General features: G+C 67.2%; 22 protein-coding genes. 19 read left to right on the top strand and 3 right to left on the bottom strand.

The window, feature by feature from the left end:
• Positions 1 to 299: 299 nt before the first annotated feature.
• Complete coding sequence (locus ACX17K_RS04315; protein ID WP_493773839.1) at positions 300 to 854, bottom strand: TetR/AcrR family transcriptional regulator; 555 nt, start codon at positions 852 to 854, stop codon at positions 300 to 302.
• 87 nt (positions 855 to 941) lie between these two features.
• Between ACX17K_RS04315 and ACX17K_RS04310 the strand changes: the two genes are divergently transcribed.
• Both ACX17K_RS04310 and ACX17K_RS04305 read left to right on the top strand, forming a co-directional pair.
• Positions 942 to 1,064 carry a hypothetical protein gene (locus ACX17K_RS04310; RefSeq protein ID WP_493773838.1) on the top strand — a complete coding sequence of 41 codons (123 nt, stop codon included), beginning with the start codon at positions 942 to 944 and terminating at the stop codon, positions 1,062 to 1,064.
• 92 nt (positions 1,065 to 1,156) lie between these two features.
• Positions 1,157 to 1,669 (top strand): DUF2867 domain-containing protein, encoded by a 513-nt coding sequence (locus ACX17K_RS04305; protein WP_493774001.1) that lies wholly within the window; start codon positions 1,157 to 1,159, stop codon positions 1,667 to 1,669.
• Positions 1,670 to 1,786: 117 nt separating this feature from the next.
• Here ACX17K_RS04305 and ACX17K_RS04300 read toward each other — a convergent pair whose 3' ends face one another.
• Positions 1,787 to 2,353: a TetR/AcrR family transcriptional regulator gene (locus tag ACX17K_RS04300; RefSeq protein ID WP_347370849.1), complete on the bottom strand. Its 567-nt coding sequence runs from the start codon at positions 2,351 to 2,353 to the stop codon at positions 1,787 to 1,789.
• A 161-nt stretch (positions 2,354 to 2,514) separates the two neighbouring features.
• Here ACX17K_RS04300 and ACX17K_RS04295 point away from each other — a divergent pair, with 161 nt between their 5' ends.
• The 14 genes from ACX17K_RS04295 (at position 2,515) to bla (ending at position 18,903) form a co-directional block, all read left to right on the top strand.
• The gene (locus ACX17K_RS04295; RefSeq protein ID WP_493773837.1) at positions 2,515 to 3,570 is read left to right on the top strand and encodes a sugar phosphate isomerase/epimerase family protein; all 1,056 of its coding nucleotides are present in this window, start codon (positions 2,515 to 2,517) and stop codon (positions 3,568 to 3,570) included.
• A gap of 18 nt (positions 3,571 to 3,588) precedes the next feature.
• Positions 3,589 to 4,467 (top strand): alpha/beta fold hydrolase, encoded by an 879-nt coding sequence (locus ACX17K_RS04290; RefSeq protein WP_231149930.1) that lies wholly within the window; start codon positions 3,589 to 3,591, stop codon positions 4,465 to 4,467.
• 2 nt (positions 4,468 to 4,469) lie between these two features.
• The gene (locus ACX17K_RS04285; protein ID WP_493773836.1) at positions 4,470 to 5,408 is read left to right on the top strand and encodes an alpha/beta hydrolase; all 939 of its coding nucleotides are present in this window, start codon (positions 4,470 to 4,472) and stop codon (positions 5,406 to 5,408) included.
• A gap of 206 nt (positions 5,409 to 5,614) precedes the next feature.
• Positions 5,615 to 6,091 (top strand): FKBP-type peptidyl-prolyl cis-trans isomerase, encoded by a 477-nt coding sequence (locus tag ACX17K_RS04280; protein ID WP_493773835.1) that lies wholly within the window; start codon positions 5,615 to 5,617, stop codon positions 6,089 to 6,091.
• A 445-nt stretch (positions 6,092 to 6,536) separates the two neighbouring features.
• Positions 6,537 to 7,007: a chemotaxis protein CheW gene (locus ACX17K_RS04275; RefSeq protein ID WP_493773834.1), complete on the top strand. Its 471-nt coding sequence runs from the start codon at positions 6,537 to 6,539 to the stop codon at positions 7,005 to 7,007.
• The gene (locus tag ACX17K_RS04270; RefSeq protein ID WP_493773833.1) at positions 7,004 to 8,503 is read left to right on the top strand and encodes a CheR family methyltransferase; all 1,500 of its coding nucleotides are present in this window, start codon (positions 7,004 to 7,006) and stop codon (positions 8,501 to 8,503) included. The genes ACX17K_RS04275 and ACX17K_RS04270 overlap by 4 nt, the downstream gene beginning before the upstream one ends.
• Positions 8,500 to 9,036 carry a chemotaxis protein CheW gene (locus ACX17K_RS04265; RefSeq protein ID WP_493773832.1) on the top strand — a complete coding sequence of 179 codons (537 nt, stop codon included), beginning with the start codon at positions 8,500 to 8,502 and terminating at the stop codon, positions 9,034 to 9,036. Before ACX17K_RS04270 ends, ACX17K_RS04265 begins: the two co-directional genes overlap by 4 nt.
• Before the next feature lie 42 nt (positions 9,037 to 9,078).
• Complete coding sequence (locus tag ACX17K_RS04260) at positions 9,079 to 11,085, top strand: response regulator (RefSeq protein WP_493773831.1); 2,007 nt, start codon at positions 9,079 to 9,081, stop codon at positions 11,083 to 11,085.
• Positions 11,082 to 12,125, top strand: coding sequence for a chemotaxis-specific protein-glutamate methyltransferase CheB (cheB, locus tag ACX17K_RS04255; RefSeq protein WP_493773830.1), 1,044 nt, complete (start codon positions 11,082 to 11,084; stop codon positions 12,123 to 12,125). Before ACX17K_RS04260 ends, cheB begins: the two co-directional genes overlap by 4 nt.
• Complete coding sequence (locus ACX17K_RS04250; RefSeq protein ID WP_493773829.1) at positions 12,122 to 15,028, top strand: response regulator; 2,907 nt, start codon at positions 12,122 to 12,124, stop codon at positions 15,026 to 15,028. The genes cheB and ACX17K_RS04250 overlap by 4 nt, the downstream gene beginning before the upstream one ends.
• Complete coding sequence (locus ACX17K_RS04245; RefSeq protein WP_493773828.1) at positions 15,003 to 15,389, top strand: response regulator; 387 nt, start codon at positions 15,003 to 15,005, stop codon at positions 15,387 to 15,389. Before ACX17K_RS04250 ends, ACX17K_RS04245 begins: the two co-directional genes overlap by 26 nt.
• A 47-nt stretch (positions 15,390 to 15,436) precedes the next feature.
• Positions 15,437 to 16,906 carry a CHASE3 domain-containing protein gene (locus ACX17K_RS04240; RefSeq protein WP_493773827.1) on the top strand — a complete coding sequence of 490 codons (1,470 nt, stop codon included), beginning with the start codon at positions 15,437 to 15,439 and terminating at the stop codon, positions 16,904 to 16,906.
• A 96-nt stretch (positions 16,907 to 17,002) separates the two neighbouring features.
• Positions 17,003 to 17,359: a hypothetical protein gene (locus ACX17K_RS04235; RefSeq protein ID WP_493773826.1), complete on the top strand. Its 357-nt coding sequence runs from the start codon at positions 17,003 to 17,005 to the stop codon at positions 17,357 to 17,359.
• Between the two features lie 659 nt (positions 17,360 to 18,018).
• Entirely contained in the window at positions 18,019 to 18,903 is an 885-nt protein-coding gene (gene bla / locus ACX17K_RS04230) for a class A beta-lactamase (protein WP_493773825.1), read from the top strand.
• A gap of 34 nt (positions 18,904 to 18,937) precedes the next feature.
• Here the strand turns inward: bla and ACX17K_RS04225 are convergent, their stop codons facing one another.
• Complete coding sequence (locus tag ACX17K_RS04225) at positions 18,938 to 20,026, bottom strand: HPP family protein (RefSeq protein WP_493773824.1); 1,089 nt, start codon at positions 20,024 to 20,026, stop codon at positions 18,938 to 18,940.
• 130 nt (positions 20,027 to 20,156) lie between these two features.
• On the opposite strand from ACX17K_RS04225, the gene ACX17K_RS04220 reads away from it, so the two are divergent.
• From ACX17K_RS04220 to ACX17K_RS04210, 3 genes are read left to right on the top strand one after another with little or no spacing between them, the layout of a single operon-like run.
• The gene (locus tag ACX17K_RS04220; RefSeq protein ID WP_046159111.1) at positions 20,157 to 20,606 is read left to right on the top strand and encodes a MarR family winged helix-turn-helix transcriptional regulator; all 450 of its coding nucleotides are present in this window, start codon (positions 20,157 to 20,159) and stop codon (positions 20,604 to 20,606) included.
• Positions 20,603 to 22,324 carry a chloride channel protein gene (locus ACX17K_RS04215; protein ID WP_493773823.1) on the top strand — a complete coding sequence of 574 codons (1,722 nt, stop codon included), beginning with the start codon at positions 20,603 to 20,605 and terminating at the stop codon, positions 22,322 to 22,324. Before ACX17K_RS04220 ends, ACX17K_RS04215 begins: the two co-directional genes overlap by 4 nt.
• Positions 22,321 to 22,611, top strand: a complete 291-nt coding sequence (locus ACX17K_RS04210; RefSeq protein WP_493773822.1) for a hypothetical protein — start codon at positions 22,321 to 22,323, stop codon at positions 22,609 to 22,611. The genes ACX17K_RS04215 and ACX17K_RS04210 overlap by 4 nt, the downstream gene beginning before the upstream one ends.
• Positions 22,612 to 22,629: the final 18 nt, after the last annotated feature.

Genomic DNA, 22,629 nt, shown 5'->3' with positions numbered 1-22,629 from the left:
TTTGTATATGACAAAGACGCCGCCAATTCCTCCAAGAAGGAGCGGCAACCCCGCGAATGCCCAATTTACCAAGCAGAACCTGGCGACAATCACGGTAGCAGTTATCGCACGGACATTCTGGAGACTGTGTTTGGCCGGATACCGATTGGCTGCTCCTGACCGATAGCAGTCATGCTAGCGCAAACGCATGATCAACTGCTCTGGCCGAGAACCCGTCGTCTGTCTTTCTTGGCCATCCGGCTTGCGCGAGGGTGTTGATCTATCGCTAGCAGCGGCAGTCCGTACTTTCATCGCGCACATCATGCGCGCCGGAGAAAATGCATTTTTTCAACGAAGGAAAATGCGCGCTGCGCGAAGTGGTTGAACCGTTCGGCATCGCGCCTCAGTCCGGCCTGCTGGCCGCCGATGAGGCATAGGTGCGCGGCCAGGCCCACCATTTCGGCTTCGCCAGGTAAGAGAGCCAATCGGCGAGACGTCTCAATCGCGAATGCCAGGCGCTTTGCATCGACGCGTTGCTGGAACTCCGCAACCAGCGGGTCGTGCAACGACCAGGCGCGGATCGCCACTTCGCATCCGGGTTTTTTCTTTGCCGCGATGCTCAGATAGCGCTTCAGGGTCTCGCCCGCGCCATGACCGTCGGCTGCGTAGGAGAGCATGCGCTCCGCATGCTCGTTTTCCCAAGTGGTCAACAGGGTTCGGACGAAGTCTTCCCGGTTGCGGAAGTGGTGATAGAACGATCCCCGCGTCACGTTGAGCCGACGCGCGAGGCTCTCTGCGGAAATGCCCCCATAACCGACTTTATCGAGGGTATCGAAGCCCGCTTCGATCCAGTCGTGTCTATTCAGTGTGCGCATCGGCGTGCTCCATACAGGCTGTGTATGCCATGGGATAAGTTGATACGATGAATCACTTGGCATGTTATGCCGAGTGTGAGGCGTGCGGTGCTGATTCTGACGGGGATCACCGTGAAAGACGCCACCTCCGCCGAACGCGACGAGATCATGTCGATACTTACATCCTGGGAGTGCCTGCATAGCGATCCGGCCGCGCCGCCGAAGCAATGATCGCTTATTCCGGCCCGCGCCGAATCGACGGGCGCTGAGCAACAAGGTCTACGCAGGCTCACGCCAAGCCCAAACCATGGAGAGATTGCTTGATGATCAATGCCCATAAAGCTTATGCGATACCCGTGCCATCCGACAGCATCCTGGCGCCGCTTTATCGGGGCGCGGACCTGCTGGATGCTTATGCGGTGCAGTTGCCGGCGGGAGCCGGCGACGATCTTGAAATGCTGGTGCGCGCGGGATTCGAGCCGCAGGCATGGTGGATTCGCGCGCTGACGCGGCTGCGGGACATGATTATGGCGATAGTCGGCGTCAAATCGTCTCGCGCGGTGGGTATGGCGGCGGCGCGGGGGCCGGTGATCGGTTTTTTTCCACTGCTGTCGAAGAGCGCGGGGGAACTGGTAATGGGCGAGGACGATCGACATCTCGACTTCCGGCTGGCGATCCAGCAGCGCGCTGGCGCGGCAGGCGGCAGGGAGCTCGTCATTGTCTCTGTGGTGCATTGCCATAACTTGCTGGGGCGGACCTACCTGGCGGTCATCACGCCATTCCACCGCGTAATCGCGCGGGCTAGCCTGGAGCGGGTGGCAAGACGGGCGGTTTGAGCGCAACGTGGACTCGACCCCGGCCGGAGCGGCATGCGTAAGATCGGAAGCCCGCCGTTGCCGCGGGCTTTCTCGATGGCGCGCTTTCGAGCCGCTAATCAAATCGATCGACGCGCGCTACCTTTGGCCATCATCGGCGGGGAGCAGCGCCGCATCCAGCGCGGCCATGGCGGGAACCAGCATGGCCCGCAGGCGTTCGGCGCCGACGCCGTCGCGCGCCTGGATCGAAACGCCATGCAATAGCACCGCATAGAAGTCGCCCAGCGCGGCCACGTCGGTATCCGGCTTCAACTCGCCGCGCTGCAGCGCGCCAGCCAGCAGGTCGATGATCGATTGCGTGCGCTGGCGCCGATGCGACGCCAGCCAGGCGATGACCGGATCGCTTTCCAGCCCGCCGCTGGCGGCGGCGGACACCACCAGACAGCCTTGCGGCTGGCCGGTTTGGGTGTAGGTCTCGATCGCATCGACGAACATGCGCTCGATCGCGGCCCTGACCGTTTTCTCCTGCAGCATCGCGCGTTCGGCGAAGCCCCCCTGACCTGACTCGTACAAGGCCACCGCCTCGCGGAACAATGCCTCCTTGCTGCCGAAAGCGGCGTAGATGCGCGCCGATGCGATGCCGAGCGCATCGACCAGATTAGCCATCGACGTGCCTTCGTAGCCTCGGGCCCAGAAGGCTCGCATCGCTTTTTCCAGGGCCTGGTCTCGATCAAATTCTCTGGGCCGTCCGGCCATAGTTTGCTCACGGTTTGCTGTCGTGCGGTGGATTCTAGCGCATCCGACTGTTGACGCAAGCCATCGCAAGCTCTATTCTTTGTCGATCGACAAATAATTAAGGTGAAAGAATGAAAACGATCAAGGGTCCGAGCTTGCATCTGGCGCAGTTCAGCGATGCCGCCGCGCCATTCAACAGCCTGCCGGCCATTGCGGCGTGGGCGGCGCAAACCGGCTTCAAGGCGCTGCAGATTCCGGCGTGGGACGAGCGGCTGTTCGATGTCGGCCTCGCGGCGGAAAGCCAGGCCTATTGCGACGACATCCAGGGCGCGTTGTCGGAGCATGGACTGGTCGTCAGCGAACTGACCACGCACATCTTCGGTCAGCTGGTCGCGGTGCATCCAGCCTATGACAGCATGTGCGACAACTTCGCCCCGGCGGCGCTGCGCGGCAATCCGCAGGCGCGCACCGCATGGGCGCTGGAGAAGCTCGAACAAGCGGCCAGGGCATCGCGCCGGCTCGGCCTGACCGAGATGGGCACCTTCTCCGGCTCCTTCGCCTGGCCGTACCTGTTCCCGTTTCCGCAGCGCCCCGATGGCCTGATCGAAGCCGCCTTCGATGAACTGGCCAGGCGCTGGCTGCCGATTCTCAATGTCTGCGACGAGCAGGGCGTCAATCTCTGCTACGAGATCCATCCGAGCGAAGACCTCCACGATGGCGCGAGTTTCGAGCGCTTCTATGGGCTGGTCGGCGAACACCCGCGCTGCAATATCCTGTTCGACCCAAGCCACTTCGTGCTGCAACAGCTCGATTATCTCGACTACCTGGACATCTACCAGGAGCGGATCCGCATGTTTCACGTCAAGGATGCCGAGTTCAACCCGAGCGGCCGGCAGGGCATCTATGGCGGCTATACCTCGTGGCTCGAGCGCGCCGGCCGCTTCCGCTCGCTCGGCGACGGCCAGGTGGATTTCAAGGCGATCTTCTCCAAGCTCGCGCAGAACGACTACGCCGGCTGGGCCGCGCTCGAATGGGAGTGCTGCCTGAAGGATCAGGAAGACGGCGCGCGCGAAGGCGTCGAGTTCATCAATCGCCACATCATCAATGTGACAAGCAAGGTCTTCGACGATTTCGCCGGCGCGGCGGTCGACCGGACCCAGATCCACGCCATGCTGGGCATCGCCTGATAGCCACCGGAGAACATCATGAAACCATCCATCGATCGAATCGATCACGACAACTATACCCACCGCTATGTCCGCATCGACGGTCAGCGCATCCATTGCGTCTCCGCCGGTAGCGGGCAACCGGTGCTGCTGATCCCCGGCTGGCCGCAGACCTGGTTCGCCTGGCGTCATGTCATGCAGGCGCTGGCGGAAAAAGGCTTCATGCCGATTGCCGTCGACCTGCCCGGCACCGGCCATTCGGACCGCCCGCTCGACGGCTACGACACCGGCGCCGCCGCAGCCAGGCTGCACCGCGTGATGGCGCAGCTGGGCCACGAGCAATACCAGGTGGTCGGCCACGATGTCGGCATGTGGATCGCCTACGCGCTTGCCAGCGACTATCCGGATGCGGTCAGCCGGCTGGCGATCACCGAGGCTGTGATTCCCGGGCTGGCGCCGGCGCCGGACATTTTCGCGCCGCCGGAACAGAACATCTTCCTGTGGCACTTCATGTTCAACCAGGTGGCCGACTTGCCCGAGGCGCTGATCGCCGGCCGCGAGAAGGCTTATCTCGATTTCATGTTCGACCGCTGGTCCCATCGCCGCGACCGCGTGGCCGCCGATGTCTATATCGCGGCCTATGCGGCGCCCGGCGGTTTGCGGGGCGGATTCGCCTACTACCGCGCGATTCCCGAGACGATCAGGCAGAACCGCGAACGCGCGCAACGCAAGCTGGCGATGCCGGTGCTGGCCATTGGCGCCGAACACGCCACCAACGATGCGCCGCTGGCGACCATGCGCGACAACGCCACGGATCTGCGCGGCATCGTCGTGCCGGATTGCGGCCACTTCATCATGGAAGAGGCGCCCGAGGCATTCATCGCGCACCTGGTGCCCTTCCTCGAAGGGAGGGCCTGAGCATGCCGCTGGATCCGCGCATCGCCGCGTTTCTCGACGCGCTGCCTGAAGGGGGAGACGGCGCGTCGTTGGACGACATCCGCCGCGCCACCGAGCAGGACTTGTCGGCGCTGCATGGCCCCTTGCAGCCGGTCGCCAGGGTGGAAACCTTCATCGCGGCGGCCGGCGATGGGCATCCGCTTCGGGTTCGGGCGTACTGGCCGGAGCGCGCGGCTCACGCAGAGGGGCCGCAACCGGCCATCGTGTTCGCCCATGGCGGTGGCTGGTGTCTGTGCTCGCTGGAGCTCTACGACAACCCGTGCCGCGCGCTGGCCAACGCCAGCCAGTGCGTCGTGCTGTCGGTCGACTACCGGCTCGCCCCCGAGCACTGCTTTCCGGTGCCGCTGGAAGACTTCTACAGCGGCGTGGCCTGGGTCTTCGCGCAGGCGGCGCGACTGGGGATCGATCCCGCGCGCATCGCCGTGGGCGGGGACAGCGCCGGCGGCAACCTCGCCGCCGCGGCGTGCCTGCTGGCGCGCGACCGCAATGGCCCGGCGATCGCGCATCAGCTTCTGCTCTACCCGGCGCTGGACGATAGGCTGACGATGGATTCGCATGCCCTCTATGCCGACGGCTACTACCTGACCCGGGACATCATGGCGTTCTGCTGGGACGCCTACCTTGGCGAAACCGGCGACGGCCCGTCCGCCTACGCCGCCCCGATGCGGGCCGCGACGCTGGAGCGCTTGCCGCCCGCCACGATCTTGGCGTGCGAGTACGATCCGCTGCGGGACGAAGGCGAGGCCTATGCGCGGCGACTGCGGGCCGCAGCGGTGCCGTCGCATGACGAACGGCTGGATGGCATGATTCATGGCTGCATCCACATGCTCGGGCTCACGCCTGCCGCCGAGGCCTTGTTCGCGCGCTCGGGCACGCTGATCCAGGCCGCCCTGTCCGTCTGAGCGACACCGGATGCGAGGGCCGGCCCGACCGCATCGACCCGTCATCTCCAGCCCGGGGGCCCGCCTCCCGGCTGCTTCAAGATCGGGCCGGTCTTCGCATCCCGTCGCGTCGCGGATTCAGCGCCGGGCAAACGGGGGCGATTCGGTTGACACTCCCCGGTTGAGCTGCCAACCTTCCCGCTTCAATTTATTAGCCATTGCCAGTCATGAAAATCACTTCGAACACCGCCGTCACCCTGCGAATGAAAGTCACAGACAGCCAGGGCCTGGTTTACGACGATGGCAAGCACCCCGTCTCCTACCTGCACGGCGATTACGACAATCTTTTCTCCAAGCTGGAAGCCGCGCTTGACGGCCAGGAAGCAGGCTTTCAAACCACCGTGGCGCTCGCCGCCGAAGACGCGTTCGGCGCTCGCGACGAAGCTTTGGTCACCACCATGCCCAAGGCCGACTTCCCGCCCGGCGTCAAGGTAGGCGGCCAGCTTCAGCGTCCCGGCCCGGACGGCCAGCCGCGCTACTATTTCGTCACCAAGATCAAAGGTCCGACCGTATTGCTGGATGGCAACCACCCTTTGTGCGGCAAAGACCTGCGCTTCGCCCTCAAGGTCATTGATGTGCGTGAGGCAACCGCCGAGGAAATCGCTCACCAGCATGTGCATGGCGAGCACGGGCATCAGCACTGAGCCTGGCCCGCATAGCCTAAAGCCCTCCCCATTCCGGGAGGGCTTTGTTTTGCCTGGTCCCGGGCTGTGATCCGGAGTATGCGCCGGCCTGTCGCGAGATATCGATGCTTGCCCTCTCTGGATGGTTGCGAATAGGGCGGCGGCTTGGCGATGGCGGCTTTCTCTCGCATCAGCCATGCGCATCCTGCCGCATGCTCCGGTTCGCTCATGACCCATGCGCGGCCGGGGGATTCAAGGCGATCCGCTCAATTCCAAAGACATGATCATGCAAGGCGAGGAAGGGCCAAAATCGCCACGGGCTTATGCAATAAAGCTGATTCCCTGCGGGAATATTGTGTAATCTTCATAAAAGCGCCGGCAGTTTTCTCACCATATGCAACAGTGGGCTGGCGCCAGCATTGCATGACGCAGGTAATCGTTCTGCTTGTCAGTGAAATGGATCTCCATGACATTCGATAGCAAATCATTGCTTTCCGTTCTGTTGTGCCGCAGCGGCCGTCGCCTGTACGCGCTGCCGTTGACGCATGTGCGCGAAACCATGCGCGCGCTGCCGATCGACCCGGTGCCTTCCATGTCCGATTTCCTGCTGGGTCTGGCGCTGATACGCGGCGTCCCGGTGCCGGTGCTCGATTGCGCGCGCCTGTTGGGTTCGGCGCTGTCGACGCGGGTGTCGCGCTTCGTCACGCTGACGCTGGGCGAGCGCCAACTGGCGTTGGCGGTGGACGGCGTGATCGGCGTGCGGCAACTTTCCGCCGCCGCGCTGGCCGACATCGCTCCGTTGCTGGATGGCTGCGATGACGGCCTGGTGCAATCGATCGCGACGCTCGACGCGGAGTTGCTGTTGGTGCTGCGCGCCGGCCGCATGGTCCCGGAGGACATGTGGGAGGCCCTGGCGGTCGGGGACGGCGCGATATGAACATCGAGCCGTCGACCGCCGAGGTGGCGCAATTCCGCGATCTGATCGCCGGCCGTCTCGGCTTGCAGTTCGACGAAACCAAGCTGGGCAACCTGGCGCGGGTGCTGGCCCGGCATGGAGGCCGAGACCATGCGGCCTACCTGGCCGCGCTGGCGGCGGAGCATGCGCCGTTCGAGGCGCTGCATCGGCTGGCGGTCGACCTGACCGTCACCGAAACGTATTTCTACCGGAACGGCGAGCAGATCCAGGCTTTTGCCGAGGTGGCGATGCCGGCCTGTCAACTGGCGCGCGAAGGTTTGCCGGTTCGGGTGCTGTCGGCCGGTTGCGCCTCGGGCGAAGAGCCGTACACGCTGGCGATCGCCGCGCGCGAGACCATCGGCCTGGGCGCGGGCAGCGTGCAGATACGCGCCGTCGACGCCAATCCGGCCATGCTGGCCAAGGCGGGAGCGGCGCGCTATTCGGTCTGGTCGCTGCGCGAGGTGGGCCCCTCCATGCGCGCGCGCTGGTTCGCGCGCGATGGCGACCTCTACGCCTTGAGCGATGCCGTGCGCCGGTCGGTGCAGTTTGAGCAGCGCAATCTGGCTCGGGAAGACGCCGAACTATGGGCGCCGGGCAGCTACGACATCGTCTTCTGCCGCAACGTGCTGATGTACTTCAGCCCGGAGCAGGCCCAGGCCGCCGTGGCGCGGATCGCCGACGCCATCGCCCCTGGCGGCTATCTGTTTCTGGGGCATGCGGAAACCCTGCGCGGCCTGTCGAACGATTTCCATCTCTGCCATACCCACGCCACCTTCTATTACCGGCGCAAGTCCCAGGCTGGCGAGCCGGCGCCGGATATGAAATTCAGCCAGCCGGCATGGGGCGGGGCGCCATTCCAGCCGTTGCCGCAGGGTGATCCCGCCTGGGTCCACGTGATCGCGCGCGCGGCCCAGCGCATCGACACGCTGGCGGTGGCGGTGCCGCAAGCGGATCCCGGCCAGCACGCGCCGGCGCAGCCGGATCTGCACCATGCCTTGTCCTGCCTGCACAAGGAGCAGTTCGAGCAAAGCCTGGACCTGATCGAAAAGCTGCCGCAGCAGCATGCCGACGATCCGGACGTATTGCTGCTGAAGGCCGTCTCGCTCAGCCAGAGCGGCGCGCTGGCTGCGGCGCAGGCCATCTGCCGCACACTGCTGGCGCGCGACGAGCTCAATGCCGGCGCGCATTATGTGCTGGCCTTGTGCCACGAGGAAGAGGGCGACAATCCGGCCGCGCTGGCCCATTACCGCAGCGCCGCTTACCTGGATCCCGGCTTTGCGCTGGCGCGCCTGCACATCGGCGTGCTGGAGCGGCGGATGGCCGAGCTCGAGGCGGCGCGCCGCGATCTGGCCCAGGCCCTGCTCCTGCTGCAGCATGAGGACCCATCCCGGCTGCTGCTGTTCGGCGGCGGCTTTCCGCGCAGCGCGCTGATCGACCTTTGCCGGGCCGAACTGACTGCCCTTGGAGTCTCGCGATGAGTCCCGTTCCAACGCTGACCGGCAGCGCAGCCAGCTTGCGCGAGGAGTTCGATCGCTCGTTCTCGTTGGCCCCCGCGTCGCCAGCCGCCGGCAGCGTCAATCTGCTGACGATACGGATAGGAGCCGAGCCGTATGCGATCCGTCTGGCCGATATCCGCGGCCTGCATGCCGACCGGAGCATCCTGGAGCTGCCTGGCCCGCTGCCGGAGCTGCTGGGCGTCACCAATTTCCGCGGCCAGATCGTGCCGGTGTATCAGTTGGCCGCGCTGTTGGGCAAAGCCGCCGGCGCCGCGCCGCGCTGGATGGTGCTGGCGCAGGCCAGCGCGCCGCTCGCGCTGGCCTTCGAGGCTTTCGACTCGCATATCTGCGCCGATGCCGGACAGTTGATCGCATCGGCTGACGCCGCCGGCCAGGGACGCCCGCGCGAGGGCGTGCGCACCGGGGCCGGCGTGGTGCCCGTGCTGGACATCGGCGCGCTGGCCGCGCAGATCGAGGCGCGCACCGCTCATGCGCCGCAGGGGCAACAGCCATGAACGCGCGCCGCGCCTCCATTCCGCCCAGCACGGGAGCCCGCCATGGCTAAAGATCCCTACCGCTATTTCAGAATCGAGGCGGGTGAACTCGTCGAGCAGTTGAGCAAGGGCGTGCTGGCGCTTGAGCAAACCGGCGGGGATGAGGAGCAGATCGCGCTGCTGCTGCGCTGGGCCCATACGCTGAAAGGCGCGGCGCGGGTGGTGCGCCAGGCGCAGATCGCCGATCTGCTGCATGGCGTGGAGGCGTTGCTGGCGCCGCTGCGGTCGTCCGAGACGTCGCTGTCTCGCAGCATGATCGACCAGCTGCTGGCTGCCTGCGACCAAGTGAATACGCTGCTAGCCCAGTTGCCGTCGGCCGACGCCAATCAAGCCGGCGCCGTCGATAAAGCTGGCGCCGGGGTTGAGAGCGGAGTCCTGCCGGCGCAGGATGCGCCGCAGCGCATCGTCCGGGCCGATGTGCTGGAGGTGGATGCATTGCTGGAGGGGCTGGGCGAAATCGGCACGGAACTGGCCGGCATACGGCGAGCCATCGGTGCGCTGGAGGCTTTGCGCGAGCTGGCGCTGGCGGGCGAGGGGGCGTCTCAGGGCGGCAGGGCGCTGGCGGCGCAGCTCGACGCGCTGGAGCGTAGGATGGCCGGCGGGGCGGAGCGGATCGACCGCGAGCTGCGCCAAACCCGCGACGCCGCCGAGCGGCTGCGCCTGATCCCGGTCGACGGTATTTTCACCACGCTGGAGCGCTGCGCGCGCGACGCCGCCCATAGTTGCGGCAAGCAAGTCGCGTTCGACGCCAGGGGCGGCCAGCTGCGCATAGACGGCGAGGTGCTCGACGTGATGCTGGGCGCCTTGCTTCAGCTGGTGCGCAATGCGGTGGCGCACGGCATCGAAACGCCGGAGCAGCGCGCCGCGTCAGGCAAGGCGGCGTCCGGCCGAATCGCGCTGGAGGTGTCGCGGCGAGGCTATATGGTGTGGTTCCGCTTCCGCGACGATGGCCGCGGCATCGACCGGGACGCGCTGAGAGCGGCGCTCGCCAAGCGCGGCCAGCACCCGCCGGCCGACGACGCCGCCTTGCTGGCCAGGCTGCTGGAGGGCGGCGTGAGCACCAGCAGCGCGGTGACCGAGCTGTCCGGGCGCGGCATCGGCATGGATGTGGTGCGCGCCGCGATGGGCAAGCTGGGCGGCGTCGCCCGCGTCAGCAGCGATGCCGGCGGCACGACGTTCGAGCTGTGCGTGCCGTTGTCGCTGGCGGCGATGGACGTGTTGCTGGTCGAGGCCGACGGCCGGACCATGGCGCTGCCGCTGGATGCGGTGCGGGGCACGCTGCGGGTGCCGCAAGAGCAGGTGGTGCATTCGGTGGATGGCGGCGCCATCGTATATGAAGGCCAGCTGCTGCCCTTGTTGCCGCTGGCCATCGGCGCGGCGGGGCGGGCCGCGCACCAGTGGTCGCCGCGCGCGATGACGGCGGTGGTCATCCGCAGCCGGGGCGAGCTGCTGGCGGTGGCGGCCAGCCGCCTGGGCGGGGTGGATAGCGTCGTGTTGCGCGCGCTTCCGCCGCTGATGACGGCCGATCCGATGGTGCTGGGACTGTATCTGGACATCGAGGGCGAGCCGCGCATGGTGCTCGACCCGGAAGAGCTGGGCGGGGCGCTGGTCCGCCGCAGCGACAGCGAGACGGCGGCGCCGCGCCCGCCTATCCTGATCGTCGACGATTCGCTGACCACCCGCATGCTGGAAAGCAGCATCCTGGAGTCGGCCGGCTACCAGGTGGAGCTGGCGGCCTCCGCCGAGGAGGGCCTGGAGCTGGCGCGGCAGAACCGCTACGGCTTGTTTCTGGTCGATGTCGAGATGCCGGGCATGGATGGCTTCGGCTTCATCACCGAAGTGCGCTCGGACCCGCAGCTGTGCGACATCCCGGCGCTGCTGGTGACTTCGCTCGACACGGCGGAGCACAAGCGGCGCGGCAGCGATGCCGGCGCCAATGGTTATATTGTCAAGAATGAATTCGATCAGACGGCGTTTCTGGCGCAGATCGGGGAGCTGGTGCTGCGATGACGAAATTGCGGGTGCTGGTGGTGGAGGATTCGCTGACGGTGCGCATGTACCTGTGCGAGTTGCTGGAGTCCGACCCGGCTTTCGAGCTGGTCGGCCAGGCCGAGGACGGCAAGCAGGCCATCGAGCTGTGCCTGGCCTTGCGCCCGGACGTCATCTCGCTGGACATGATGATGCCGGTGATGACCGGGCTGGCCGCCACCGAGTACATCATGGCCTATTGCCCGACCCCGATCCTGGTGGTTTCGTCCTCGGTCAACCGCGGCGAGCTGTTCCGCACTTACGAGGCCCTGGCCGCCGGGGCGCTGGACGTGATCGAGAAGCCGCTGCCCGGGCAGGACCACTGGGCCGATCATTATCTGGCCATGCTCAAGCTGGTGGCGAAGATCAAGGTGGTCACCCATTTGCGCGGCCGCCGCGCCGCGCAGGATGCGCCGCCGATCGCGCCTTGCGCGCCGGCGTCGCCGCGGCAGTCTATGCGGCTGGTGGCGCTGGGGGCGTCGACCGGAGGGCCGAGCGCCCTGGTCGAGGTGCTGGGCGGCCTGCCCGCCGATTTCCCGTTGCCGCTGCTGGTGGTCATCCATATCGCCGAACCCTTCGGCCATGCCTTCGTCGACTGGCTGGACGACCATTGCGCGCTGGACGTGCGGCTGGCGCGCCACGGCCAGCCGCTGCCGGCGCGCGGCGTGGTGCTGGCCGCGCCCGGACTGCATTTGCAAGTGCGCGGCGGCAAGATGGTTTGCGAGGCGGGGCCGGAGCGCCTGTCGTGCCGGCCGTCGGTCGACGTGCTGTTCGAATCGGTGGCGCAGGAGTACGGCGCCGCCGCCGCCGCCGTGCTGCTGACCGGCATGGGGCAGGACGGCGCGCGCGGGCTGTTGGCGGTGCGCGCCGCCGGCGGATTGACGATCGCGCAGGATGAGGCCAGCTGCGTGGTATACGGCATGCCGCGCGAGGCGGCGCTGCTGAATGCGGCGCAACGCATCCTGCCGCTGGCCGACATCGGCCCGGCGCTGGCCGCATTGGCCGCGAGGCGCGCGCCATGACGGCTCCGGTGCTCATCGTCGACGACAGCCTGACGGTTCGGGCCGATCTCGAGGAGGCGTTCGAGGAGCGCGGGATCGCGACCATCGCCTGCGCCTCGCTGGCCGAAGCCCGCGCTGCGATGGCCCGGCAGGCCGTCGGCTTGATGGTGCTGGATGTCATGCTGCCGGATGGCGACGGCATCGACCTGCTGCGCGAAGTGCGCGCCACGGCCGGGGGGGGCGGCCTGCCGGTCTTGGTGCTGTCGAGCGAGGCCCAGGTCAGCGACCGCATACGCGGCATGCTGACCGGGTCCAATGATTATGTCGGCAAGCCCTATGACCGCGACCGCCTGGTGGCGCGCGCGGTGCAGTTGCTGGCGGCGGCGGGCGTGCCGGTCGACGCCGCGCCGCTGGTGCAGGTGATCGACGACAGCCTGACTTACCGCGAGCAACTTGCAAGCTTGCTGCGCGAGCAAGGCTATCAGGTGGCGCTGGCCCATAGTGGGGAGGAGGGCCTGCGCGCGATGGCGTCGCGCCGGCCCGCGGCGCTGCTGGTGGACCGCATGCTGCCGGGCATCGATGGCGCCGCCGTGGTGCGCAAGCTGAGGCTGGATCCGGCCTTGCGCACCGTGCCGTGCATCCTGCTGACCGGGGCAGACGAAGAAGGAGCCGAGCTTTACGCTCTGGACGCCGGCGCCGACGCCTTCGTGCAAAAGGATGGCGACGCCGGCATATTGTTGGCGCGGCTGGCGGCGGTGCTGCGCAATGTCGACGGCGCAGGCGGCGCGTTGCCGCAGCAGGCGGGCCGGCGCATTCTGGCGGTGGACGACAGCCAGACCTATCTGCACCAGCTGGCCGACGTGCTCGGCGACGAAGGCTACGACATGATCCTGGCCGAGTCGGGCGAGCAGGCGCTGGCCTTGCTGAAGGTGCAAACCGTCGATTGCGTGCTGCTGGACCGCCTGATGCCCGGGCTATCCGGCAGCGAGACCTGCGCTCGCCTGAAGGGCGATCCGGCTACGCGCGACATTCCGCTGATCATGCTGACGGCGATGGAAGACCGGGCCGCGATGATCGAGGGCCTGTCGAACGGCGCCGACGACTACGTGCTGAAATCGAGCGAGTTCGACGTGCTCAAGGCGCGCGTGCGGGCCCAGCTGCGGCGCAAGCAGTTCGAGGACGAGAGCCGCCGCATTCGCGCCGAGCTGATGGACAAGCAGCTGGAGGCGGCCGAGGTGCGCGCGGCGCGCGCGCTGGCGGAAAACCGCGCCATCCTGCTGGCGGAGCTGGAGCGAAAGAACAGCGATCTGGAGCAGGCCAGCCGGCTCAAATCCGAGTTCCTGTCCAATATGTCGCACGAGCTGCGCACGCCGCTCAACGCCATCATCGGCTTTTCCGACTTGTTGTCGCGCGGCGTCATCGGGCCGCTCAGCCCCAAGCAGACCACCTGCGTCGGCCACATTCTCTCCAGCGGCCGCCACTTGCTGGGCCTGATCAACGACATCCTGGATTTGTCCAAGGTGGAGGCCGGCAAGATGGAGCTGGGGCTGGAGCCGATCGACGCCAATGCCGTGTTGCGCGCCTGCCTGTCCATCGTGCAGGACAGCGCGGCGCGGAGGAGCATCGGGCTGGAGTTCCTGCCCTGCGAGCCGCTGGAGCCGGTGCTGGTCGACCTGCGGAAATTCCGCCAGATGGTCTACAACCTGCTGTCCAATGCGGTCAAATTCAGCCGCGACGGCGGCCGCGTGGTCCTGTCGCTGCACCGCGCGCAGCGCTGCGACGTTAGCTACGGCGAGGATGAAGCCTGGGCCAGCCGCCTGCTGCCGCTGCCGGACGGTTCCGAGCAGGAGTTTCTGGAAGTGCGGGTGCTGGACAGCGGCGGCGGGATCGCCGCCGCCGATCTGCCGGCGCTGTTCGAGACCTTCAGCCAGCTTGATTCTTCCAGCTCGCGCCAGCATGAAGGCAGCGGCCTGGGGTTGGCGCTGGTCAGCCGGCTGGCGGAGCTGCACGGGGGCACGGTCGGCGTCAGCAGCGCGGTGGGCCTTGGCGCGCAGTTCTCGATCTGGCTGCCGCTGCGGATGGACGCGCCGGCGGTCCCGCCAAGCGCCGCGCCGCGCCGGGCGCTGGTGGTGGAGGACGATGCGAAGGCCGCCGAGCAGCTCCAGGCCCATCTGGAGAGAATCGGCTTCGCGGCGGACATCGCGCGCGATGCCGAAACCGCGCTGTCGATGGCGCGCGGCGAAGTTCCGGATCTGATCGCGCTGGACCTGCTGTCGCCCGAGGGCGGCGGCTGGGCGGTGCTGGACGAAATCAAGCGTAATCCCCGGCTGGAGCGCGTGCCGGTGGTGCTCGCCGCCATTGCGGCCGAAGAAATGAAGGCCTGTGTGATGGGCGTCGCGCGGTTGCTGCAAAAACCGGTGTCGCGCCAGAGCCTGCGCGACGCGGTGCAGGCTTTGGGCTTGGGCGATGCGCGGGCGCAGGCGACGACCGTGATGATCATCGACGACGCGGCCACCGGCACGCGGCTGAGCGCCGATCTCGCCGCCTTGAACTGCAAGGCGCAGTGCTATGCCGACGGCGCGCTTGCCCTGGCGGCGTTGCGGGACGCCAGGCCGGACTTGCTGATCGTCGGCCTGGCGCTGTCCGATGTCGGCTGTTTCGAAGCGCTCGCGGCGCTGCGCAACCACAACGCCGCCGCCGTTCCCATCCTGCTGCTGAGCGATGGCAGCGTCAGCATGGACGATAGGCGGCGCTTGAGCGGGCAAGCGCTGCGGGTGATGGAAAAAGACAGTTTCGACCGGCGGCAGTTTTTGTTCGAGGTCGGCCGCGCGCTGCAGCAGGCCGCGCGCCGCCGGATTGCCGCCGCGGCCGCGCCCGGCCTGGCAAGCGAGGTGGACAATGGCACGCATACTGATAGTCGATGACACGCCGGGCAATATGGTGCTTACCAGCATGATGCTGGAAAGCGAAGGCCATACGCTGTTTTGCGCCGAGTGCGCGCGCGACGGCATCGACATCGCCCGGAGCGAGTCGCCGGATCTGGTGCTGATGGACGTCCAGATGCCGGAGATGGACGGCATCGAGGCCGTCGCCATCCTCAAGGGCGATCCGCGGACGCGGGCCATCGCGGTGGTGGCTTTGACCGCCTGCGTGATGAAGGGCGACCGCGAGCGCATGCTGGCCGCCGGCTTCGATGGCTACATCGAGAAGCCGATCGATTATGTCAATTTCGTGGCAGAGATCAGGCGCCTGCTCGGACCGCAGCAGACTTCCGGACAGGAGTAATGCAAGGGTAGGCGGACCGATCCGCCTGTAATGGGAGTGGCTAAATCATGAATAAAAACCGAACCTTCGGCCAGAAGCTGGCATTCGGCTTCACGGTATCGTCAGCTTTCCTGATCGTGATCGGTATCGCGGCGTACTGGAGCATCAGCGTGCTGATTGCCACCGCGGGATCGGTCACCCATACCCAGAAGGTGCTGGAGCATGTGTCCGGCCTGGTCAGCCTGATGAAGGATGCCGAGACTGGCCAGCGCGGCTATCTGCTCACCGGCGACCCCGCCTATCTGGAGCCGTTCCAGGCATCCGTCGCCGGCGTGCCGGCGGTGATGTCCGAACTGCGCGCCCTGAGCGCCGACAATGCCGGGCAGCAGGCCAAGATCAGCCAGGCCGAAACGCTGGTGAACAGCAAGTTCAACGAGCTCAAGCGCACCATCGATCTGCGCAAGGCCGGCCATGGCAATGAAGCGCTGAAACTCGTCCTGACCGGAGAGGGCAAGAAGTATATGGACGCCTTGCGCGCCGTGTGCGACCAGATCAGCCGCGATGAGCGCGAGCTGCTGAGGAAGCGCGAGGCGGATTCGGACGCCACTTCCAACAGCGCCAAGATGACCATCGTCGTCGGCACCATCCTGTGCCTGTTGTTCGTGATCGGCGCCGGCGTCACCATCACCCGCTCGCTGACGGATAGGCTGGGAATCGCGGTGGGACACGTGCAGAGCTCATCGGCGGAGCTGCAGGCGGCTGCCACCCAGCAGGCTTCCGGGGCCAGGGAGCAGGCCAGCGCGATGAGCGAGATCAGCACCACCATCAGCGAACTGGGCGTGACCTCGCGCCAGATCGCCGAAAGCGCCCAGCGGGTGGCGCAGATCGCCGAGCAGACCGCAGCGGCGGCGCGCAGCGGCGTGGGCACCGTGGAAAGAGGCCAGGAGGCCATCGGCGGCATCCGCCGCCAGACCGATCTGGTGGTCAGCCACATGCTTGATCTCGGACGCAAGTCGCAGGAGATAGGCGCGGTGCTGGACATCGTGTCCGAGCTGGCGGAGCAGACCAATATCCTGGCCATCAACGCCACCATCGAAGCCAGCGGCGCAGGCGAGGCGGGCCGCCGCTTCGCCGTGGTGGCGGAGGAAATCCGCAAGCTGGCCGATCGGGTCGCCGCGTCGACCAAGGACATCCGCACCCAGATCGACGACGTGCGCGGCGCCGTCAACACCACGGTGATGGCGACCGAGAGCGGGGCCAAGGCGGTAGACCTCGGGGCGCGCCAGTTCGCCGAAGTGGCCATGGCTTTCAAGCAGATATCCGATCTGGTCGGCACCACCACCGAGGCCGTGCGCGAGATCGAGCTGTCGACCAAGCAGCAGGCGACCGCGGCCGACCAGGTGCGGACCGCCGTGTCCGAAGTGGCGCAGGCGACGCAGGAGACCGAGACCAGCTCGACCCAGACCCTGCAAACCGCCTCTCAGCTGGCCGGGCTGTCGATGGACCTGCGCCGGCTGGTCCATCCGCAGGCGGTCTGATCGAGCAAGGGTCGGGCAGTCCTGTTCCGGCATTGGCTGGACTCAACGGAAAGGGGCCATTGGCCCCTTTGTTTTTTATCGCGGATAGCCCATGGCGTGGACTCAGACGTGAGGTGTGCCGGTCATCGCGGTGTTCAGGTCAATCGTCTCTTGGCCAATGATGGCGAGAAAAACGGCGTTGGCTACCTTCGTGTCCTGTTTCTCTGTAAAGGAGCGCGCCTGGATCAGGGCCACGGTCCATATCGCCAGCAAGAGTTGGGCGGGCTGCTCGGCGGCTACTGGCTGCGGCTGCTCTTCATCGCCGCCGCCGCGCTCTACTTGCTGCGGCCATTACGTTGGGTCTGTTCGATGAAAGGGCTGCAGCTTGTCATCCTGATGTTTTTCGTTCCGAACGCCACCAGGGAGGCTTACGGCGCTCGCGGGGCTTTGTGGGGTTGCGACGCGTTCAAGTGAAATGGCTTCTGGATCGGCTTGTCGCTGGGCGTGTTCGGCATCTGTCAGACGCTGGTGCAGGCATGCCTGGCGTGACCGGCCGCCAGACGGTTGGGCGAGCGCGGGGCCGCGCTGGCCGTGATGGCCCCTGCCGTGAGCCTGGCGTCTATTGTCGGCCTGCTGGCGTTCTCCGCATTCTATTTCTTCGTGCAGAGGGCATGGCCCGGCGCGGTCTGGCTTTCGGTCGCGGCCGCTTACGCCATATAGTGCTTGGCGCCCGGAGCGGCGCGCCTGCGCCGCTGGCTAACGCGTAGAGCCAGTGCAAAGACATTTCACGCGCGGCGCTGCTTTTCCGGGGCGTGGTTTGATCAACCGTGTTTGGCTGGGAATGGCGGCCGCAAAAAGATCAGGCCTATCGTTTTCGGCGCGGAGCGGATGCGTTTGCCTTTCGAGAGGAGGACCGGAGAGAGGCATGCCGAGTCTCCAGGCATTCCGGTTGGGGCGTGAATGGGTTACGGGTGTTACGGCTGGGGGGTTTTACTGCGGGGTGGATTGTTTATAGATTGCGTGGGACGTGCTTAGGGGCTGGACAAGCCCTGTCGGGATGGCTTGCGATTGCAAGATATCAAGCCGATCCGAGGTTTATCGCTGATCAGTCTGTTTACTCCGGGAGAGTTGAAGTGGGAAAGGGTTTGGCATGGGGAAAGATCATCGGCGCGGCGTGCGTTCTGCCTTTCTGGGCGGTTTCCGCCGCGCATGCGTTTGACGTGGATGGCCTGAAAAAGGCCGTGCAGGCGGAGGAAAAGACATTGCGCGCCAGAGTCGGCGTGGCGGTGCTGGACGCCGGCGGCGGAGAGGCCTGGAGTTATCGGGGAGATGAGCGTTTTCCGATAAACAGCACATTCAAGGCATTCGCGTGCGCGGCGCTGCTGGCGAAGGTGGACCGGAAAGAGGCGACTCTGGAGCAGACGGCATCGATCGATCAATCCATGCTGGCGGGCTGGTCGCCCATCACGGAGAAAAGGCTGGCGCCGCAGAGCATGACTCTGGGCGAAGTTTGCCAGGCGGCGGTGAGTTATAGCGACAACACGGCGGCCAATGTAGTGCTGGAGGCGATTGGCAGTCCGGCGGGCTTCACTGCTTTCATGAGGCGCATCGGCGACGAGCAGACCCGCTTGGACCGCACCGAGCCCGACTTGAATGAGGGTACCCCCGGCGATCCGAGGGACACCACCACGCCCAATGCCGTTGTCGCCAGCTTGAGAAAGGTCATGTTGGGCGATGCGTTGTCGGCGGCGTCGAGGGAGAAGCTAGGCCGATGGATGCGGGAGGACAAGGTCGCCGATGAGCTGCTCCGTTCTTCGCTGCCGGCAGGCTGGGAGATCGCCGACAAAACCGGGGCGGGGGGTTATGGCTCGCGGAACATCATCGCCGTGATCTGGCCGCCGGGAAGAGCGCCATGGCTGCTCGGCGTCTACGTGACGCAGACCAAGGCCTCCATGCCTATGCGCAACCAGGCGATTGCGAGGATAGGCGCGGCGTTGACGCAAGCCATCGGCCGCTGAGGGCCTTGAGTGGCCTCTGCCCGGCGGCGGCCGCTCAGGCGGGCCGCTCCAGCTGCTCGCGGAACAGCGCCGCGATCAGGTCGCCCTGCGCCACCAGGCCCAGCAGGCGTCCTTCGCCGTCCACCACCATGCTGTGCGCCACGCCGCGGTCGGCGAACGGGTGGATCAGCCGCTCGATCGGATCGTCCGGGCGCGAGGTGTGCGGGCTGGTGTCCATCAACTGGCCGACGAGCGGCGCGGGATGCATGCCCGCCGCGGCCAGCAGCTCGCGCAGGCTGATCTCGCCCAGCAGCCTGCCGTCGGACGAGGTGACCGGCAGGGCGTCGAAGCGGTGGTCGCGCAGCAGGGCCAGCGCCTTGTCGCTGCTGGCGGCCGCGCCCACGCTCAATACCTCGCTCACCATGAAGTCGGCGCAGCGCAACGCGCCGAAGCGCCGCTGGTGCGATCTTTCCTCGGCCCGCTGCAGAATGTCCTCCAGATCGTCCTCGCTGATGTCGACCACCTCGCCGCGCTCGGCCAGCGCGGCGTGCAGGTCGGCGCGGCTGACGCCGACGCGCTCGCTCGGCGTGGGGGCGGGCGCGGCGGGCGGGCTGTGCGGGTAGCGCCGGCCGGCCAGGCGATTGAACAGCAACGCCGCCGCCAATAGCAGCAGCGAGTTGAGCAGCACCGGATGCCAGACGAAGCCGTAGCCCAGCCGGGCTACGGCCGGCCCGCCCAGCACCGCGGTCAGCGCCACCGCGCCGCTGGGCGGATGCAGGCAGCGCAGCGGAAACATCAGCGCGATGGCGATGGCCGCCGCGATGCCGGCGGCGAGGGCAGGGTCGCCTATCAGCCGGGCGCAGCTGACGCCGACCAGCGCGGCGCACAGATTGCCGCCGATGAGGGACCAGGGCTGGGCCAGCGGGCTGGCGGGCACGGCGAACAACAGCACCGCGGAAGCGCCCATCGGCGCGATGAACCACGGGTTGGGCTCGCCCAGCGCGCGGTGGCAGACCCAGGCGGTGGCGATCAGGCCGAAAGCCGCACCCAGGCTGCCGGCCAGCCGGTCGCGTCGGCTGGTGACGATGGCCTGTGGCCAGAAGCCGCGCAGCCAGGTGCGCAATTGTCGATGCAGGTTTTCCATTGCGTGGCTGCCGGGAGCGTCCCGGCGTGGTGGGGGTGGCCGAATATATATCATATTGTGATGTATATTGCCGAGCCTGCCGGGCTCAAGTATAAATATCATGTTGTGATATATATATTCGAGGCCAGACATGATGGAGCAAGTCGCCGAGCCGGCCGCCGGCATGGACAAGCGGCAGTACGAAGCGTTGTCGGAATTCCGCTACCAGTTGCGGCGCTTCCTGCATTTCAGCGAGAACGCGGCCCGGGCGGAGGGGCTGACCCCGCAGCAATACCTGCTGCTGCTGCACGTGCGCGGCGTGCCGGGCCGGGATTGGGCGACGGTGGGCGAGCTGGCCGAGCGGCTGCAGATCCAGCATCACGGCGCGGTGGCGTTGCTGACCCGTTGCGAGGAGCAGGGCCTGGCGGCGCGGCGCAAGAGCGAACATGACCGCCGCCAGGTGGAGGTGCATCTGACCGCGGCCGGCGAGGGTTTTCTCGCGCGGCTGGCGGCGCGGCACGAGGCGGAGCTGCGCTCGCTGCGCGATGTGTTCCGGGTGTCGCGCATCACCGCCTTCAATGACGGGGACGGTGGACGATGAGTGCGGCGAGACGCGATTACTCGGTGGACCGGCGGCTGTTGCTGCTGTCCGGCATGGCCTTGCTGATCGGCGCGGTCAGCACCGCCGCCGCGGTAGTCCTGCTGGACCTGATCCGCCTGTGCACCAATCTGTTCTATTACCAGACTTTGTCGCTGGCCGAACGCGCACCGGCCGGCCACGCGCTGGGGCCGTGGGCGATCGCGGCGCCGGTGGCGGGCGGCCTGCTGGTGGGCCTGATCGCACGTTACGGCAGCGACAAGATCCGCGGCCACGGCATTCCGGAAGCGATGGAAGCCATCCTGTTCGGCCAGAGCCGGATGTCGCCCAAGGTGGCGCTGCTCAAGCCCCTGTCGTCCGGCATCGTCATCGGCAGCGGCGGGCCGTTCGGCGCGGAAGGCCCGATCATCATGACCGGCGGCTCGCTGGGCTCGCTGCTGGCGCAGCGCCTGCACCTGACCGCGGCGGAGCGCAAGACGCTGCTGGTGGCCGGCGCCTGCGCCGGGATGACCGCGGTGTTTGGCACGCCGGTGGCGGCGGTGCTGCTGGCGGTGGAGCTGCTGTTGTTCGAACTGCGTCCGCGCAGCCTGCTGCCGGTGGCGCTGGCCTGCGCCTGCGCCGGCTTCCTGCGTACGTTGTGCTTCGCCGCCGGGCCGCTGTTTCCGCTGCACACGCCGCCCGCCACGCTGGCGGCGCTGGGTTCCTGCCTGCTGGCCGGACTGGCCTGCGGCGGCCTGGCGGCCCTGCTGACCTGGGGCTTGTACCGGGTGGAGGATGGCTTCGGCAAGCTGCGGCTGCACTGGATGTGGTGGCCGGCGCTGGGCGGCCTGGTCGTCGGCATCGGCGGCTGGCTGCAGCCGCGCGCGCTGGGCGTGGGCTACGACGTGATCGGCGACCTGCTGAACAACCGGCTGTTGCTGGAGGCGGCGCTGGCGCTGCTGGCGGTGAAGGCCGTGATCTGGCTGCTGGCCTTGGGCTCCGGCACCTCGGGCGGCGTGTTGGCGCCGCTGCTGATGCTGGGGGCCGGCCTGGGCGCGGCGTTGGCGCCGGCTTTGCCGGGCGGCTCGCCGGAGCTGTGGGCGCTGGCCTGCATGGCCGGAGTGCTGGGCAGCGTGCTGGGCGCGCCCATCACCGCCATTGTGTTCGCCTTCGGCCTGACCGGCGACGGCTCGGCGCTGCTGCCGCTGACGCTGACCACCGTGGTCGCCTGCGGCGTGACGGCGTTGACGCTGAAGCGCTCGATCATGACCGAGAAAATCGCCCGCCGCGGCCTGCACATCCACCGGGAATACAGCGTCGATCCGCTGGAGCGGCTGCATGTGGCGGACGTGATGACGCGCGAGGCCGTGGCGATAGACGGCGCGACGCCGGCGGCGGACGCCTGGCAGGCATTCTTCGGCCCGCGCGGCCACAACGGCTATCCGGTGCTGCGCGACGGCAGGGTGGTGGGCTTATTGCTGCGCAGAAGGCTGCAGGGGGCGGAGGCCAGCCGGCAGCCCTGCGTCATCTGGTCCGAACCCTTGTCGCCGTCCCAGGTGTTGCTGGCCGGCATGAGCGCCCGCCACGCCGCCGGGCGGATGGCGCAGCTGGGGTTCAGCCGGCTGCCGGTAGTGGACGGCCCGGACAGCATGCGGCTGATCGGCGTGGTGTCGCTGCGCGATCTGCTGGCCAACAGCCATGTGCTGCTGCATGAGGAAACGGTCAGGGAGCGCCTGCGGTGAGCGGCGGCGATTGGTTTTCGCTGCCGCTGGGCGACGGGCTGTGCGCCCAGCCGCTGCTGGACGACCTGCTGGCCGATTTCGCCGCGCGGCCGGTTGTCGACGGGCAGGCCTTGTTGCTGCTCAGGGAGACGGATGGGCGGCTGCAGTGCGAGCTGACGGCGTATTTCACCCCGGCCGCGGCCTCATTCGCCCGCGCCTGGGGCGCGCGTCCCTGCCTTCGTCCCAGCCCCGACAATCTGGAGCGGCTGGCGGGCGATGCCGGCTGGCGCGCGCGTTGGTTCGGATAGCGCCGGCCGGATAAGGCC

The organism is Chromobacterium sp. INPA-IVC, from assembly GCF_059047085.1.
Note: the sequence above shows the minus strand (reverse complement) of the source record. Positions and strands in the feature narration are given on the sequence as shown.